This is a genomic window from Vibrio sp. A8-1, from assembly GCF_013048685.1.
Lineage (GTDB): Bacteria > Pseudomonadota > Gammaproteobacteria > Enterobacterales > Vibrionaceae > Vibrio > Vibrio metschnikovii.
Map to the genome: position 1 here is coordinate 78,084 of NZ_VHTC01000008.1, position 15,884 is coordinate 93,967.

Sequence of the window (15,884 nt, forward strand, 5' to 3'; positions counted from 1 at the left end):
ACAATGAGTAAAGAAATTTTAGCGGTCGTTGAGGCGGTTTCTAATGAGAAAGCGGTACCTCGTGAACGTATTTTTGAAGCGTTAGAGACAGCTTTGGCTACGTCGACCAAGAAAAAACACGAAATGGAAATTGAGGTTCGTGTTGCTATCGACCGTAAAACGGGTGAGTTTGAAACTTTCCGTCGTTGGTTAGTGGTTGAAAACGTTGAGCATCCAACCAAAGAGATCTCGTTTGATGCGGCGAATTATGATGATGAAACGGTTCAGTTGGGTGATTACATTGAAGATCAAATTGAGTCAGTGACTTTTGATCGCATTACCACTCAAACTGCTAAGCAAGTGATCGTACAGAAAGTCCGTGAAGCCGAACGTGCGCAAATTGTTGAACAGTTTATCGATAACGAAGGTGAGCTTGTCACTGGCGTGGTTAAGAAAGTTAACCGCGATAGCGTGATTGTTGATTTGGGTAATAACGCGGAAGCGGTAATTCTACGTGAAGACCAATTACCACGTGAAAACTTCCGTTCAGGTGACCGAGTGCGTGGTTTGCTCTTTAAAGTGGCACCTGAAGCTCGTGGTTTCCAACTGTTTATTACGCGCTCTAAACCGGAAATGCTTGCTGAACTCTTCCGTGTTGAAGTTCCAGAAATTGGCGAAGAGATGATCGAGCTAAAAGGCGCGGCACGTGATCCTGGTTCTCGCGCTAAAATCGCGGTGAAAAGTAACGATAAGCGCATCGACCCTGTCGGTGCTTGCGTAGGTATGCGTGGTGCACGTGTACAAGCGGTGTCTAGTGAGCTTGGTGGTGAGCGTATCGATATCGTGCTGTGGGATGATAACCCTGCGCAGTTCGTTATCAATGCGATGGCTCCTGCTGATGTTGCTTCGATCATTGTTGATGAAGACGCCCACTCAATGGATATTGCTGTTGAAGCCGATAATTTAGCTCAAGCGATTGGTCGCAATGGTCAAAACGTCCGCTTAGCCTCTCAACTTACTGGTTGGGAACTGAACGTGATGACGGTTGCAGATTTACAGAAAAAACATCAAGAAGAATCAACCGCCTCTATCGAGAAATTTATGAAGTACCTCGATATTGAGCAAGATTTTGCCGAGATGTTAGTAGAAGAAGGCTTCTCTACGTTAGAAGAGATAGCTTATGTTCCAGTAAGCGAGTTGCTTGAAATCGATGGTCTGAATGAAGAGATCATCGAAGAAATACGCGCTCGTGCCAAAGAGGCATTAACGACGATTGCCCTAACGCAAGAAGAGTCATTTGAAGGGCTTGAGCCAGCAGATGATCTGCTTGGTTTAGCTGGTTTAGAGCGTGATATGGCATTTAAATTGGCAGCGAAAGGAGTAGCAACTCTGGAAGATCTCGCTGACCAAGGCATCGACGATCTTGAAGGTATTGAAGGCCTAACCGAAGAGCGTGCGGGCGAATTAATTATGGCGGCTCGCAATATTTGTTGGTTTGGCGAAGACGCATAGTTTCAGCAGGGGAGGAAGCGGCATGACACAACTTACAGTTAAAGCACTGAGTGAAGAAATTGGTACGCCAGTTGACCGCTTATTAGAACAGCTTGCTGATGCAGGTATGGAAAAAGCGGGTTCAGATCATGTAAGTGAAGAAGAGAAACAAAAACTTCTTACTCATTTGCGTAAAGAACATGGTGAAGGTTCTGAGCCGACTCGTTTAACCCTCCAGCGTAAAACCCGCAGCACACTGAGTGTGAATGCCGGTGGTGGTAAAAGTAAGAATGTTCAGGTTGAAGTGCGCAAAAAACGGACGTATGTTAAGCGCAGTGTAATTGAAGATGATGCTAAACGTGAAGCTGAAGAAGCAGCGCAACGTGAAGCAGAAGAAAAAGCCAAACGTGAAGCCGAAGCAGCATTGAAACGTGAGGCTGAAGAAAAGGCTGCACGTGAAGCGCAAGAGAAAGCTCAGCGTGAAGCAGAAGAGAAGGCGAAGCGTGAAGCCGAAGAAGCTCAACGTGATGTACCGGTTGAAGTCAATCAAGCAAAACGTGAGCGTTCTGCACAAGATAAATCAAAGCAAGAAGCAGCACGAAAAGAGGCCGAACAATTAAAACGCCGCCAAGAAGAAGAGGCTCAGCGTAAAATTGAAGAGGAAAGTCAGCGTCAGCTAGAGATAGCACGCGAGTTGGCCGAAAAAAATAAAGATCGCTGGTCTGCTGAAGAAGAGAAAAAAGGCAATATGCAAGAAGATACAGATTACCATCTAACCACCTCAACTCATGCACGTGAGGCGGAAGATGAAGCAGACCGTCGTGAAGAAGGCGCTCGTCGTGCAGCCAAATTGAAAAAGACCAAATTATCCTCACGTGATGATAAACAAGAGCGTGGTTCACGTACTCGTGGCGGTAAAGCGGGACGTAAAGGTCGAATTAACAAACCTACATCAATGCAACATGGCTTCGATAAGAGCGCCGTTGTTGCTAAATCAGACGTTGTGATTGGTGAAACCATCGTAATTTCTGAGCTAGCCAATAAGATGTCGGTAAAAGCCACCGAAGTCATCAAAGTGATGATGAAAATGGGCGCTATGGCTACCATCAACCAAGTGATTGACCAAGAAACGGCTCAATTAGTGGCAGAAGAGATGGGACATAAAGTTATTTTGCGTAAAGAAAATGAGCTAGAAGAAGCCATTCTTTCTGATCGTGATAATAAGTTTGAACTGGTTTCTCGTGCTCCTGTGGTAACGATTATGGGCCACGTTGACCATGGTAAAACGTCAACGCTTGACTATATTCGTCGTACTCACGTGGCTGATGCCGAAGCGGGTGGTATTACCCAGCATATCGGTGCTTACCATGTAGAAACGCCTAATGGTATGATTACCTTCCTTGATACTCCGGGACACGCTGCGTTTACTTCAATGCGTGCTCGTGGTGCTCAAGCAACGGATATCGTTGTGTTGGTTGTTGCTGCAGATGATGGCGTAATGCCTCAAACGGTAGAAGCGATTCAGCATGCGAAAGCGGCAGGGGTTCCTCTTATCGTTGCGGTCAACAAAATCGATAAAGAAGCGGCTAATCCAGATAACGTGAAAAATGAGCTTGCTCAGTACGATATCATGCCTGAAGAGTGGGGCGGCGAAAACATGTTCGTCCATATCTCTGCTAAACAAGGCACCAATATTGATGGCTTACTTGAAGCGATTCTTCTACAAGCAGAAGTGCTTGAGTTGAAAGCCGTTAAAGAAGGTATGGCGTCAGGCGTGGTGATTGAATCTCGCTTAGATAAAGGCCGTGGCCCAGTCGCGACTGTGTTGGTTCAATCGGGTACCTTGAATAAAGGCGACATCGTTTTATGTGGTCAGGAATATGGCCGTGTACGTGCGATGCGTGATGAAGTGGGTAACGAGATTGAGCATGCTGGCCCATCAATTCCAGTTGAGATCCTCGGTTTATCTGGCGTTCCTTCTGCTGGTGATGAAGCAACCGTGGTTCGTGATGAGCGTAAAGCTCGTGAAGTGGCTAACTATCGTCAAGGTAAATTCCGTGATGTTAAACTCGCTCGTCAACAGAAGTCTAAACTTGAGAACATGTTCTCAAATATGGCGGCCGGTGATGTTGCTGAGTTGAACGTGGTACTGAAAGCCGACGTACAAGGTTCTGTAGAAGCGATTGCTGAATCACTGAAAAAACTATCAACTGATGAAGTTAAAGTGAACATTGTCGGTTCTGGTGTTGGCGGTATTACGGAAACGGATGCGGTATTAGCGGCAGCATCTAACGCTATCGTGGTTGGTTTTAACGTGCGTGCCGATGCCTCTGCTCGTCGTACGATTGAAGATGAAAATATCGATCTGCGTTACTACTCGATCATTTACCAATTGATCGATGAAGTGAAGCAAGCGATGAGCGGTATGCTTGCCCCTGAATTTAAGCAAGAGATCATTGGTCTTGCTCAAGTACGTGATGTCTTCAAATCACCAAAACTGGGTGCGATTGCTGGCTGTATGGTAACGGAAGGTACCATTAAGCGTAACAGTCCAATCCGTGTTCTACGTGATAACGTGGTTATTTATGAAGGCGAGCTTGAATCACTACGTCGTTTTAAAGATGATGTAGCTGAAGTTAAGAATGGTTACGAATGTGGTATCGGCGTTAAAAACTATAACGACGTACGCGTTGGTGACCAGATCGAAGTCTTTGAAATCGTTGAGATCCAGCGTACCATCGACTAGCAACTAAAATTGCATTTACGGTAATGTTAGGTTGTTGAATACACCATGGGGGGCTGGGAAACCATCCCCCCATTCTTTCTATTAGTGAGAAAAAATATGCCAAAAGAATTTAGCCGAACTCAGCGAGTGGCTCAGCAATTACAAAAAGAATTAGCGATGATTTTACAGCGTGAAGTTCGTGATTCACGTTTAGGAATGGTTACCATATCCGATGTGGAAGTCTCACGAGACTTAGCGTATGCGAAAGTGTTTGTGACCTTTCTTTGTATCGGAGAGCAAACACCAGAGTCTTGTATTAAAGCGCTGCGTGAGCACGAAGTGCACATTCGTATGATGCTTGGTAAGCGAATTCGCTTACGTCTAACACCAGAAATTCGTTTCCACTATGACAATACTCTTGTCGAAGGGATGCGGATGTCTAACTTAGTCACTGAAGTGGTCAATCAAGATAAACGTCGTCAACAAGATGCAGGTCGAGAGGACGAAGAGTAATGGCACGACGTCGTAAAGGCCGTGCAATTAACGGCGTCTTACTACTCGATAAAACCACGGGCATCTCATCGAACGATATACTACAGAAAGTGAAACGCCTCTATTTTGCTGAAAAAGCAGGACACACCGGTGCGCTTGATCCATTAGCGACGGGGATGTTACCGATTTGTTTGGGGGAGGCGACCAAGTTTTCTCAGTTTTTACTCGATTCTGATAAGCGTTATCGTGTGATTGCTAAACTAGGTCAGCGCACTGATACCTCAGATTCTGATGGTCAAGTAGTAGAAACTCGTCCGGTCAATGTACAGCGTGAAACACTGCTGACTCATATTGCTTCTTTTCAGGGGCAAACCTGGCAAGTTCCTTCGATGTTTTCTGCCTTAAAACATCAAGGTAAGCCACTTTATGAGTATGCGCGCCAAGGGATTGAAGTGGCCCGTGAAGCTCGAAAAATCAATGTCTATGAGATCACCTTACACCGTTTTGAAGGCGATGAAGTAGAGATGGAAGTCCACTGTTCTAAAGGGACTTACATTCGAACGATTGTTGATGATTTAGGTGAGATGCTCGGTTGTGGTGCTCATGTCACCATGTTGCGCCGTATTGGAGTCGCCAATTACCCGTATCAAAGCATGGTGACCTTAGAGCAATTGAATGCCTTGGTTGAAGAAGTACAGGGCGAAGAGAGTGAGAAGTATCAGCGATTGGATGAATTGCTACTGCCAATGGATACGGCTGTACAAGATTTGCCAGAGGTTAACCTGATTGCTGAACTTGCCCATATGGTTCAACATGGACAAGCGGTGCAAGTTTTCGGAGCCCCCACCGAAGGTCTGGTTAGAATGACCGAAGGCGAACAACGGCGTTTTCTTGGCGTAGGGCAAATTGATCAAGATGGAAAAGTCGCTCCGAAACGTTTAGTGGTTTATCCACAATAATCCGCTCAGGCTAAGCGAGTTTGCGCTTGTGTGTCTGCGCGTTATTCCCTATAATTCGCGCTCGCGTGTCGGCTGAATCAGAGATTGGCTGGCACAATAATAAACTTAACTCTTTAGGAGAGAATAATGTCTCTGAATGCAGAAACTAAAGCAGCAATCGTTGCTGAATACGCACGTGCCGAAGGCGATACTGGTTCACCAGAAGTACAAGTAGCACTACTGACTGCTTCTATCAACCACTTACAAGGTCACTTCAAAACGCACAAAGGCGATCACCACAGCCGTCGTGGTCTGCTACGTATGGTTTCAAGTCGTCGTAAACTTCTAGACTACCTAAAAGGTAAAGATCTAGGACGCTACCAAGACCTTATCAAACGTCTAGGCCTACGTCGCTAATCAGTGGCTGCATAGTACAGTTTGTTTAAAAAAGGGGCTAATGCCCCTTTTTTTGTTATCTAAATTTGGCATATCCCTAGCTAAGTAGTTTATACTACATCCCGTCCAACTTTGATGGTTGGCACGATTATTTCTCATCGCATTACAGTCACCCCAGTCGACCAGCAGGTCGCGGCTATTAAAAACAGATTAGGATCAGCGAGTCTTTTTTTACTAGTCGCGATTGGTAGTGCTTTGAGTCTTGTTCAATTTATCTAGGTCTCACCTAGAAAAGGAAAAACTTAATGTTCGAAAAACCAGTAGTGAAAACTTTCCAATACGGTAATCATACCGTGACGTTAGAAACCGGTGTAATGGCTCGCCAAGCGACAGCCGCTGTGATGGCGACGATGGATGATACCGCCGTTTTTGTTTCTGTGGTTGGTAAAAAAGACGCCGTAGAAGGACAAGATTTCTTCCCATTAACGGTTAACTACCAAGAGCGTACCTACGCTGCGGGTAAAATTCCTGGCGGTTTCTTTAAGCGTGAAGGTCGTCCTTCAGAAAGTGAAACGTTAATCGCTCGTCTTATCGACCGTCCTATTCGCCCTCTGTTCCATGATGCTTTTACTAACGAAGTACAAGTGATTGCCACGGTAGTATCGGTTAACCCAAATGTTCAACCAGATATCGTTACCATGATTGGTACCTCTGCTGCGTTAGCGATTTCTGGCATGCCATTTAATGGTCCAATTGGTGCTGCTCGTGTTGGTCATATCAATGGTCAATTGGTACTTAACCCAAGCCCGAAAGAGTTGGATCAATCACGTCTTGACCTTGTTGTTGCAGGTACGGAAGGCGCGGTGTTGATGGTTGAGTCAGAAGCCGACATCCTCAGCGAAGAAGAGATGCTAGCCGCGGTGGTTTATGGTCACGATCAACAACAAGTGGTCATTAATGCCATCAATGAATTTGCAGCTGAAGTGGCTACGCCATCTTGGGATTGGGTTGCACCACAAGAAAATACCGCATTAAAAGAGAAAATTGCTCAGCTAGCTGAAGTTCGTCTAACCGAAGCGTACCAAATCATCGAAAAAATGGCGCGTTACGAGAAAGTCGCGGCGATCAAAGCCGATGTCATTGCGGCGATCTTGGCTGAAGATGATTCGCAAGATGTAATGAAAATTAAGAAGCTGCTAGGCGCACTTGAAAAACAAGTCGTTCGTGGTCGCATCATTGCGGGTGAAAAACGTATTGATGGTCGTGAAAAAGACATGATCCGTGCCTTGGATGTACGTACCGGTGTATTACCACGTACACATGGTAGTTCTTTGTTCACTCGTGGTGAAACGCAAGCACTAGTCACGGCGACACTAGGCACTCAGCGTGATGCTCAAATTATCGATGAGTTAACGGGTGAGCGTAAAGATTACTTCATGCTGCATTACAACTTCCCTCCTTACTGTGTTGGTGAGACAGGTTTTGTTGGTTCACCTAAGCGTCGTGAAATTGGTCATGGTCGTTTGGCTAAGCGCGGTATCGCAGCGGTAATGCCTTCTGCGGATGAATTCCCGTACACGGTACGTGTTGTTTCTGAGATCACTGAATCAAACGGTTCATCATCAATGGCCTCAGTATGTGGTTCATCTTTGGCTCTTATGGATGCTGGCGTGCCTATTAAGGCTTCTGTTGCTGGTATCGCAATGGGCCTAGTCAAAGAAGACGAGAATTTCGTTGTTCTTTCTGACATTTTAGGTGATGAAGATCATCTTGGTGATATGGACTTTAAAGTGGCAGGTACCTCAAACGGTGTGACTGCACTACAGATGGATATCAAGATCGAAGGTATCACTAAAGAGATCATGCAGATTGCTCTGAACCAAGCGAAAGGTGCTCGTTTGCACATTCTTTCAGTTATGGATCAAGCAATTGCTGGTGCCCGTGATGATATTTCAGAATTTGCGCCTCGTATCCATACCATGAAGATCAGCTCTGAAAAGATCAAAGATGTGATTGGTAAAGGCGGTGCAGTGATTCGTATGTTGACCGAAGAAACGGGCACGACGATTGAAATCGAAGATGACGGTACGATCAAAATTGCTGCCACTGACGGTGATCAAGCGCAAGAAGCGATTCGTCGTATTCTGCAAATTACCGCGGAAGTCGAAGTCGGTAAGATTTATACGGGTAAAGTTGCTCGTCTTGCTGATTTTGGTGCCTTTGTAACGATTCTTCCTGGTAAAGATGGCCTAGTACATATTTCACAAATCGCAGATAAGCGTATTGAAAAAGTGTCAGACGTCCTTGCAGAAGGCCAAGAAGTACAAGTAAAAGTGTTGGAGATAGACCGTCAAGGTCGTGTTCGTTTGAGCATGAAAGAAGCGGTAGAGAAACCAGCAGAAGAAGCCAGTGCAGAAAACACTGCACCTGCGGCAGAATAATCGCTTAACGACAGAAGTGAAATAACAGTTTTCGCTTTTTCGTGATAAAGCATGTTATAAAGGGAGCCTATTCGCTCCCTTTTTTATTGATTAGGGGAACCACAGGAGTACTGATTTGTGAAATGGTTTCAAAGCGCTCTAGTAAGTGTCATGATTTTGTTATTGGCTGGATGCGCCGTAAAAGGTGGTTCTCAAGCAACGCACTGGGTTTATCCACCGATGGCGATTCCCTTGCAATCCACGATTCAGCAGGAAGTGCAGATTGCTCGTTTAAGCCAATTATTGCAGCGTACCGATTTGAACGATGAACTGCGAGCAAAAATGTTTTTTGAACGTGGCAATGGCTACGATAATCTCGGACTGCGAGATCTAGCACGATTAGACTTTACTCAGTCATTGGCCTTAAACCCGGCTCAGCCAGATATTTTTAATTTGCTTGGGGTTTATTATACCGAAGCAGGTGAATTTGATGCTGCCTATGAAGCATTTGACTCTACTTTAGAACTTGATCCAAGCAACGAATATGCCCTTAGAAACCGCGCTATCGCCCTGTATTATGGTGACCGTCCAGAGCTCGCGTTACAAGATATTCAAGCTCATTATCAGCAAGACCCGAGCGACCCTTTTCGCGCTTTGTGGCTCTACATTATTCAATCGGATGTCAATCCACAGCAAGCGAAGAACGATTTATTGAACCGCTATCAAGATCATGATGAACAGTGGGGCTGGGTATTGGTTGGTGTGATGCTGGATGAGATTCCACAAGATCAGGTGTTTAAAGCGCTATTAAGCACCACCCGTGATAATACCTTATTGGCACAGCAGCTCACCGAGGCGTACTTCTATCTTGGTAAACGTTATCAAATGGAAGATAACTTTGCACAGGCTATTTCGCTGTATAAATTAGCGATTGCTTTTAATGTCTATGAGTATGTTGAGCATCGTTATGCCTTTATTGAATTAGGCCGTATGTATCATGATTTACGAGAAGCTCATTTAGCCAAAGCGCGAGTCGCACAATAACGCGATTTACGGACGCCCAAGCCAATTTTTATGAGTTGGGCGTCAGAGAACTATTGATAATGAACGTCTAATCCTGGTAATTGATGCCAATAACCATTGCATTGATGGTTGTCTAACCGTTGAGGATGCTCGGCGTTTTGATTGGCTTTAAACGCATCGATAAGTGAAAAAGTCTCCTGCCCTAATGGACTAAGACGAACGACATCGACGAATCCTTGCATGCCCGCTTGCTCATTGATTAAGTTATAGCAATAGCCAGATTGAGTTTGAATGCCATTGAGGTTAAAGACGGCTTGCCCCTCCTGACTGGTGACCTGAATACCGGTCGGATAGCGAATACAACAGGTTTGACACTCGTCTTTGGCTAGGTTTTCTGCGCGCGCGGTGAAACAACGGGCCGAATAGGCGAGTGGTAAATAACCATGCGCAAACACCTCGGTGGTAAATTTGCCACGAATATTCAAATCATCACACTGATTCAACACATTGATTAACCATTCACGCGATAACTCGACGGGCATACACCAGCGAATCATACCTTGTTGTAGAAACCGTTTGAGCACATAAGCGTTATAACAATTGATAGCAGGACCAACGACAAACGGGACGCCTTGTTGATAAGCAAGCTGAATCGCTGCCACGTCATTCGCTTCAATAGTAAACTCACCATTATCAATGTACTTCTTCATCAGATTGATTTCACTGGGCGCTTCTAAGAGCGCCATGGTCGAGAGGACGACTTCTTTTCCTGCTGCCGCGAGCTGCTTGGCAATATCAAACCAATCGCCCGCTTTCATTTCGCGACGTTTCGAACAGACGGTTTCGCCTAAATAAACGATATCCGCTGAGCTAGACAGAGCGTGTTGATAAAACGATTCGACGTCTGTTTTGGGCCAAAAATACAGTAATGGGCCTAAAGCGTATTTCATGATTTTCTATCCTATCATTGCCACTGTCGATGGTATGCACCGAGTGTGGTTTGTCTTCCTTCCGACACATTCGCTAAGCAGTTATCCCATTCCGTTCGAACTTGGTAGCGCTCTGGTGCAGCAAGATAGCTATCAATGGCTGCACGCCAAGTTTTCGTCACTTGTTCAACGTAAGCAGGGCTGCGCTGTCGTCCTTCAATTTTGACCGAGGCAACGTTAGCCGCAAACAATTCAGGTAACATAGACAAGGTATTTAAACTGGTGGGCTCTTCAAGTGCATGATAATGCTTAGATTGACCGGCGATATCACTGATAAAGCGTCCTTTACACAGGGTCGGGTAGCCCGCATTTTCACCATGCGTATAGCGGTCGATAAGAACATTATTTAAGCGAGATTCAAGCCCATTAGCGGTTTCTTGCCAGCGAACATATTTGGCTGGTGAGCAAGCGCCAACCGTATTGGGAGACTCGCCGGTTAGGTAAGAAGACAGATAACAACGACCTTCGGACATAATGCATAAACTGCCAAAAGCGAAAACTTCTAGCTCTACACCGGAAGGGATTGTCCGAGACAGTTGCTTTACTTGATGAATGGAGAGTACTCGAGGCAGCACAACTCGCTTAATATTAAACTGTTGTTGGTAGTACTCAATTGCTTTGACATTCGTCGCTGAAGCTTGTACCGAAAGGTGCAGCTCCATATCCGGGTAATGTTGTGTCGCGTAATCGAGTAAGGCAATATCAGCGATGATCAAAGCATCAACACCAGAGTTTGCTGCATTATCGACGGCTTGCGTCCAACGCTGAAATCCCTCTGGATGAGCGAAAGTGTTTAAAGCGACATGAACTTTTTTATGTCGGTCATGGGCATATTGGATCGCTTTATCGAGTTTGTTACCACTGAAATTGAGTCCTGCGAAGTGCCGGGCATTGGTCTCATCTTTAAATCCGAGATAGACCGCGTCTGCGCCACAATCAACGGCGGTTTTTAGGGCGGGTAAATTACCCGCTGGGCAGAGTAGTTCCATTGCTCATTACTGTTTTTTGATAAATGTGCGTTAGTGTAGGAATTATTCTGTGTTAGGGAATTGATATAAGGCAGGTTTCACTCAATCAATGGCTATTTTAAGTGATTCAAAGGGAAGAAAATTCTCGGATTATTGATCATCAATCGCGACGAGAGTAGCCGGACGGAGTGCTTTAGTGGCTACGGCGATGCTGGGAAAAAAGTACTTCAACCTCTTCTTTAGGTTGGGGACGATAAAAATGAAAACCTTGGATCGTATGGCAATGAAGGTTAGATAACAGTATCGCCTGTTGTTGAGTTTCAACGCCTTCTGCTACCACGGTTAGATTGAGGGATTGACCCAGTTTAATAATGCTTTCGATCACCGTGATCTGTTTGGGTAAGTTATCCATATCGCTGATAAACGATCGATCAATTTTTAATTCGTCGATCGGGAAACGGGCTAAATACGCTAGCGATGAATAGCCAGTTCCAAAATCGTCAATCGATAAGCTAAAGCCTAATTTTTTTATTGCACTGAGCATTTGCAGAGTATGTTCACTACCACTCATGATCGCGCTTTCGGTTAATTCAAAGGTAATATAACGAGGATTTAACTGTGTTTGGCGAAGTAACTTAGTCAGATAATCGATCAACTGTGGGTTGGCAAATTGTTCAGGCGATATATTGATCGCGACATTGCCTGGCAGTAGGTTTTGCTGCTCCCAACGCTTGACTGTGGTAAATACTTCACGGATCACCACTCGGCCCAAATGTTCGATTAACCCGGCTTTTTCTGCGACCGGAATAAAAGCCCCAGGACTGATGTACCCTTCAATCGGATGCTTCCAGCGTACCAATGCCTCAGCACCATTAATACTAAAATCACGAGCGTTGACTTTGGGTTGATACCAGACTTCCAAACCATTTTGTTGCAAGGCTTTTTGCAGCTCAATTTCCAGCCACAAGCGCATGCGCGCTTCTTTGTTCATTTGATTATCAAACTGCACTAAGCGGTTACGGCCACGCTCTTTGGCTTCATACATGGCAGTATCGGCATTTTGTAGTAGAACGCGAGCATTGTGGCCATCACCGGGGTAAAGCACGCTGCCAATAGAGCAGGCCAATCGTTTACTAAAGTGATGCAAATCAAAAGGTTGATTAATTAAGTTGATGATCCGTTCAGCGAGCATCTCACCGCTGTGGCGATGCTCTGGGTAAGGTAAAATAAGCGCAAATTCATCCCCACCCAGATGACCGAGTATCGCTTGCGCCGGAAGTAGGCGTTTTAGACGAATTGCCACTTCTTTAATGACGTTATCGCCGATATGGTGTCCTAATGAATCATTAATATTTTTAAAGTTATCAATGTCGAGATAGAGCATGATCAACGGCGTATGTTGTTCAATAAGATGATCAAGGCGTTTGATAAAACCAGTGCGCGTATAGACACCACTTAACGAATCCACATACCCTTCATCGGCCGGATAAGACGATGAAATAGGGGTCATTGTCGATTTATCTTCCATAACCACCAGCTGTACATGACTACCGAACAGTGGCGTTCTGACCGCGCTTAACTGGACTCTTTTAGGAGGGCCGTAATCAGCATGTGTGAAACAGTGGATAGGATTGATCAGCAACTGTTGAACTAAGGTGTGATTAAAACCACTTTGGTTGCTTTCATCGCTAAATAATGATGAAAGCGTTTCTCCCAGCAAATCCTGTGTTTCATCGAAGCCAAGTAAGCGCGCTGCAGAAGGATTCGCGGCCAATATACAATCATCTTCAATTAAGAAAACCCCTTCATTAAGGAGTGCACTGAGTGCGCTGAACTTAAGTTCAGATTCTTGCAGTGAATGTAAGAGCCGGTGTTGTTCTGAGGTCTCTAAGGCATGAACAATAATATAATCAGGGTGGTGAGGCGTCTGAATCAGTGGTGTAATATTGAGGTGCCATTGACTCGTGCTACGTGATGGATGATTGAGAGTTAATGTCAGTTCTTGTGCCTGTCCAGCAAAGGCATTGATATAATAAGGTTTTACTTGCTGATAGAAAGCGTCTCCGAACGTATCGCTATCATTCATACCAATCAATTCAAAGCAAGTTAAACCGGTTAGTTCGGCATAACGCTCATTGATTAAAACATAGTGATGTTGGTTATCTAAAATAGCCATAAACGCCGGACTAGAATCGGCAAGATGGCCAAACCAATAGGATAAATCTTGAGCGGCCATCAAAATATGACCAATGCTATACAGTATGTGCTATTCACGGTAAGAATTACTCATCAGAAACCCATCAACTATAACCTTGATTTGATACGCTGGAAAGCGTCATTGCTCATCTTAATCGATAACCATTTTTTGATGCATAACAGGTATTGTGACCTTAACATCCATTATGATGGGCGTTCAGTCTCTTAAGGTAACGGATAATACGCGTGATAAACAAGATTCGTCGTCAACTCGTACAAAACGCCCCATCAATTTTGCGATCTCCAGTCCATTTATTGCCTCATCGAGTACAAAAAACAGCCTTGTTAGAGGGGCTGAAGTTAGTGTTTCAAGAAGCGCTCGCTGATGGCGATTTTGAGTTTCTTGAGGGAAAATGGCTTAAAATAGAAATACATGATCTCGCATTACGTTGGTTTATTAGCTATCAACATCCGCAGTTAATTGTGGCCGATCGCCCTTGCCAAGAAGATGTCAGTTTTAGTGGGTATTTGAATGATTTTATTTTAATTGCTGGTCGTAAAGAGGATCCTGATACCTTGTTCTTCCAAAGACGTTTGTCGATTGAAGGAGATACCGAATTAGGATTGGCTGTCAAAAACTTGATGGATAGTGTGGATCTTGAACAATTACCTCCAGTATTGCAAATTTTGCTTCACCAGTTGGCTGATTTTGTGCATAAAGGCATGCAGATGCCAAACACACAAAATGAGGTAATGAATGCTTATTCGAACTGAAGCTCCTGCGGATATTCTCGCTGTTGAGCGATTATTAAGCGCGGTATTCGCTACCAATAGTGAAGCTAATTTGGTGACATCACTACGTGAGAATGGACGTCGAACGCTGTCATTAGTGGCTTGTGACGAGCAAGGGGAGATTGTCGGCTACGCTCTGTTTAGTCCAGTGACACTCAATGGTGAGGATCTCAACTGGCAAGGATTAGCACCATTAGCCGTGGCGAAAGAATATCGCCAGCAAGGCATCGGTGCATTGCTGGTGAATGAAGGGTTAAGTTCACTCGGTGAGCTTGGTTATCCTGCTTGTGTGGTGTTAGGAGATCCTAATTACTATCAACGGTTTGGGTTTAAAGAAGCACAGACTCATGGTTTTTCTTGTCCATGGCCTGAGCTTGCCTCTGCTTTTCAAGTGGTCGCTTTATGGGAGGATGCCTTCATTGATCGTCAAGGTATCATTGAATATTGCCCTGAATTTACCGATGCCTTTAAGCATTTAGATAAGTAACAGAATAGCTCTCAATACTTCCGCTATAGGCTTGATGGTCGATATTTGTTAGCATATGCAGATAAATTTCGTGAAGTAGAACACTATGTTTGAGCAGCAACATTATTTACAAGCGATGGGTATTCAAGAGTGGCAGCTTATTCATCCACAGCGATTGGCTGGCTACTCCCCCCCGATAGAGTCTCTCGATAAACAGTGCCGATTATTACTGGTTAGCTCGCTTTTGCCTTCCGGTTCACAATTGGTTTGGTTGGAACGAGTATTAAACAGTTTTAATCTCAATTTATCACAAGCCAGACATGTCTATCCTCAGCAACTCTGTCAATTGGAACTCAATGATCTGCAATGGATATGGTATGTCGATTGTCAAGCAAGTGCCGTCACAACGGCAAATGCATTACACACGCCAGCGTTAAGCGAGGTTGAAGGCAACACGCATTATCGACGAGATTTATGGCAACAAATCTGTGCCTACGGAGCGCAATAAATAATGAGTATCCATTTTGTTCCCCTTTCTGTTGAACATTTACGCCAAGTTTGGTCGATAGAACAACAGGCTCATTCTCACCCTTGGTCACAGAGCATGATTAATGATTTAGCTAGCCGTGGCGCATGCCATCGAGCTATGTTACTTAACGATCAGCTATTGGGGTACTATTATGCGCAGCATGTTGTCGGTGAAATTACCTTACTTAACTTAGCGATTGCGCCAAGTGAGCAGGGTAAAGGTTACGGTAAGCAATTGATTGAAGACTTTATTCAGCAAGGTGAGCGCTTGCAAGCACAAAGTGCTTGGTTAGAAGTGCGAGCGAGTAACCAACGCGCTTTTCAGTTGTATCAAGATGCAGGTTTTAACGAGATTGATCGACGTTTTAATTATTACCCGACCGAGCATGGCAAAGAAGATGCGATCATCATGAGTTATTTCTTCCTTTGATTTCTTCATTCACTAATACTTCAGCGTTGTGGGTATCGCGCTCTTTTTATT

Annotated in this window: 14 protein-coding genes; 11 read left to right on the plus strand and 3 right to left on the minus strand. The window is 44.7% G+C overall.

Annotation, left to right across the window (positions count from 1 at the left end; translation table 11 throughout):
• Nucleotides 1–3: 3 nt before the first annotated feature.
• From nusA to nlpI, 7 genes are all read left to right on the plus strand, one after another.
• Nucleotides 4–1,491: a transcription termination factor NusA gene (nusA, locus tag FKN93_RS06350; RefSeq protein WP_004394160.1), complete on the plus strand. Its 1,488-nt coding sequence runs from the start codon at nucleotides 4–6 to the stop codon at nucleotides 1,489–1,491.
• A gap of 22 nt (nucleotides 1,492–1,513) precedes the next feature.
• Entirely contained in the window at nucleotides 1,514–4,216 is a 2,703-nt protein-coding gene (infB, locus tag FKN93_RS06355; protein ID WP_004394157.1) for a translation initiation factor IF-2, read from the plus strand.
• 96 nt (nucleotides 4,217–4,312) lie between these two features.
• Nucleotides 4,313–4,708: a 30S ribosome-binding factor RbfA gene (gene rbfA / locus FKN93_RS06360; RefSeq protein ID WP_004394156.1), complete on the plus strand. Its 396-nt coding sequence runs from the start codon at nucleotides 4,313–4,315 to the stop codon at nucleotides 4,706–4,708.
• On the plus strand, nucleotides 4,708–5,646 hold the full coding sequence (gene truB / locus FKN93_RS06365) for a tRNA pseudouridine(55) synthase TruB (protein WP_004394155.1): 939 nt from the start codon (nucleotides 4,708–4,710) through the stop codon (nucleotides 5,644–5,646). The genes rbfA and truB overlap by 1 nt, the downstream gene beginning before the upstream one ends.
• Nucleotides 5,647–5,772: 126 nt before the next feature.
• Nucleotides 5,773–6,042: a 30S ribosomal protein S15 gene (rpsO, locus tag FKN93_RS06370; protein WP_004394154.1), complete on the plus strand. Its 270-nt coding sequence runs from the start codon at nucleotides 5,773–5,775 to the stop codon at nucleotides 6,040–6,042.
• Between the two features lie 284 nt (nucleotides 6,043–6,326).
• Complete coding sequence (gene pnp, locus FKN93_RS06375) at nucleotides 6,327–8,462, plus strand: polyribonucleotide nucleotidyltransferase (protein WP_004394153.1); 2,136 nt, start codon at nucleotides 6,327–6,329, stop codon at nucleotides 8,460–8,462.
• A 117-nt stretch (nucleotides 8,463–8,579) separates the two neighbouring features.
• A complete protein-coding gene (gene nlpI / locus FKN93_RS06380) occupies nucleotides 8,580–9,485 on the plus strand; it encodes a lipoprotein NlpI (RefSeq protein WP_170904713.1) in 906 nt (301 codons plus the stop codon).
• Nucleotides 9,486–9,535: 50 nt separating this feature from the next.
• Here nlpI and FKN93_RS06385 read toward each other — a convergent pair whose 3' ends face one another.
• From FKN93_RS06385 to FKN93_RS06395, 3 genes are all read right to left on the minus strand, one after another.
• Nucleotides 9,536–10,414, minus strand: coding sequence for a U32 family peptidase (locus FKN93_RS06385; protein ID WP_004394150.1), 879 nt, complete (start codon nucleotides 10,412–10,414; stop codon nucleotides 9,536–9,538).
• Between the two features lie 14 nt (nucleotides 10,415–10,428).
• Complete coding sequence (locus FKN93_RS06390) at nucleotides 10,429–11,442, minus strand: peptidase U32 family protein (protein ID WP_004394149.1); 1,014 nt, start codon at nucleotides 11,440–11,442, stop codon at nucleotides 10,429–10,431.
• Nucleotides 11,443–11,614: 172 nt separating this feature from the next.
• Nucleotides 11,615–13,657, minus strand: a complete 2,043-nt coding sequence (locus tag FKN93_RS06395; protein ID WP_004394148.1) for a bifunctional diguanylate cyclase/phosphodiesterase — start codon at nucleotides 13,655–13,657, stop codon at nucleotides 11,615–11,617.
• Nucleotides 13,658–13,863: 206 nt separating this feature from the next.
• Between FKN93_RS06395 and FKN93_RS06400 the strand changes: the two genes are divergently transcribed.
• The 4 genes from FKN93_RS06400 (at nucleotide 13,864) to rimI (ending at nucleotide 15,833) form a co-directional block, all read left to right on the plus strand.
• Nucleotides 13,864–14,391, plus strand: a complete 528-nt coding sequence (locus FKN93_RS06400) for an SCP2 domain-containing protein (RefSeq protein ID WP_040903790.1) — start codon at nucleotides 13,864–13,866, stop codon at nucleotides 14,389–14,391.
• Nucleotides 14,375–14,896, plus strand: a complete 522-nt coding sequence (locus FKN93_RS06405; RefSeq protein WP_170904714.1) for an N-acetyltransferase — start codon at nucleotides 14,375–14,377, stop codon at nucleotides 14,894–14,896. Before FKN93_RS06400 ends, FKN93_RS06405 begins: the two co-directional genes overlap by 17 nt.
• Before the next feature lie 85 nt (nucleotides 14,897–14,981).
• Nucleotides 14,982–15,383 (plus strand): DNA polymerase III subunit psi, encoded by a 402-nt coding sequence (locus FKN93_RS06410; protein WP_040903788.1) that lies wholly within the window; start codon nucleotides 14,982–14,984, stop codon nucleotides 15,381–15,383.
• Nucleotides 15,384–15,386: 3 nt separating this feature from the next.
• Nucleotides 15,387–15,833, plus strand: coding sequence for a ribosomal protein S18-alanine N-acetyltransferase (gene rimI, locus FKN93_RS06415; RefSeq protein WP_040903786.1), 447 nt, complete (start codon nucleotides 15,387–15,389; stop codon nucleotides 15,831–15,833).
• Nucleotides 15,834–15,884: the final 51 nt, after the last annotated feature.

What these genes read in the sequence shown, in the direction of transcription:
- truB (WP_004394155.1), top strand. Translation starts at nt 4,708, where the DNA reads ATGGCACGACGTCGTAAAGGCCGTGCAATTAACGGCGTCTTACTACTC.
- pnp (WP_004394153.1), top strand. Translation starts at nt 6,327, where the DNA reads ATGTTCGAAAAACCAGTAGTGAAAACTTTCCAATACGGTAATCATACC.
- rpsO (WP_004394154.1), top strand. Translation starts at nt 5,773, where the DNA reads ATGTCTCTGAATGCAGAAACTAAAGCAGCAATCGTTGCTGAATACGCA.
- FKN93_RS06385 (WP_004394150.1), bottom strand. Translation starts at nt 10,414, where the DNA reads ATGAAATACGCTTTAGGCCCATTACTGTATTTTTGGCCCAAAACAGAC.
- FKN93_RS06395 (WP_004394148.1), bottom strand. Translation starts at nt 13,657, where the DNA reads ATGGCCGCTCAAGATTTATCCTATTGGTTTGGCCATCTTGCCGATTCT.
- infB (WP_004394157.1), top strand. Translation starts at nt 1,514, where the DNA reads ATGACACAACTTACAGTTAAAGCACTGAGTGAAGAAATTGGTACGCCA.
- FKN93_RS06390 (WP_004394149.1), bottom strand. Translation starts at nt 11,442, where the DNA reads ATGGAACTACTCTGCCCAGCGGGTAATTTACCCGCCCTAAAAACCGCC.
- FKN93_RS06405 (WP_170904714.1), top strand. Translation starts at nt 14,375, where the DNA reads ATGCTTATTCGAACTGAAGCTCCTGCGGATATTCTCGCTGTTGAGCGA.
- rbfA (WP_004394156.1), top strand. Translation starts at nt 4,313, where the DNA reads ATGCCAAAAGAATTTAGCCGAACTCAGCGAGTGGCTCAGCAATTACAA.
- rimI (WP_040903786.1), top strand. Translation starts at nt 15,387, where the DNA reads ATGAGTATCCATTTTGTTCCCCTTTCTGTTGAACATTTACGCCAAGTT.
- FKN93_RS06410 (WP_040903788.1), top strand. Translation starts at nt 14,982, where the DNA reads ATGTTTGAGCAGCAACATTATTTACAAGCGATGGGTATTCAAGAGTGG.
- nusA (WP_004394160.1), top strand. Translation starts at nt 4, where the DNA reads ATGAGTAAAGAAATTTTAGCGGTCGTTGAGGCGGTTTCTAATGAGAAA.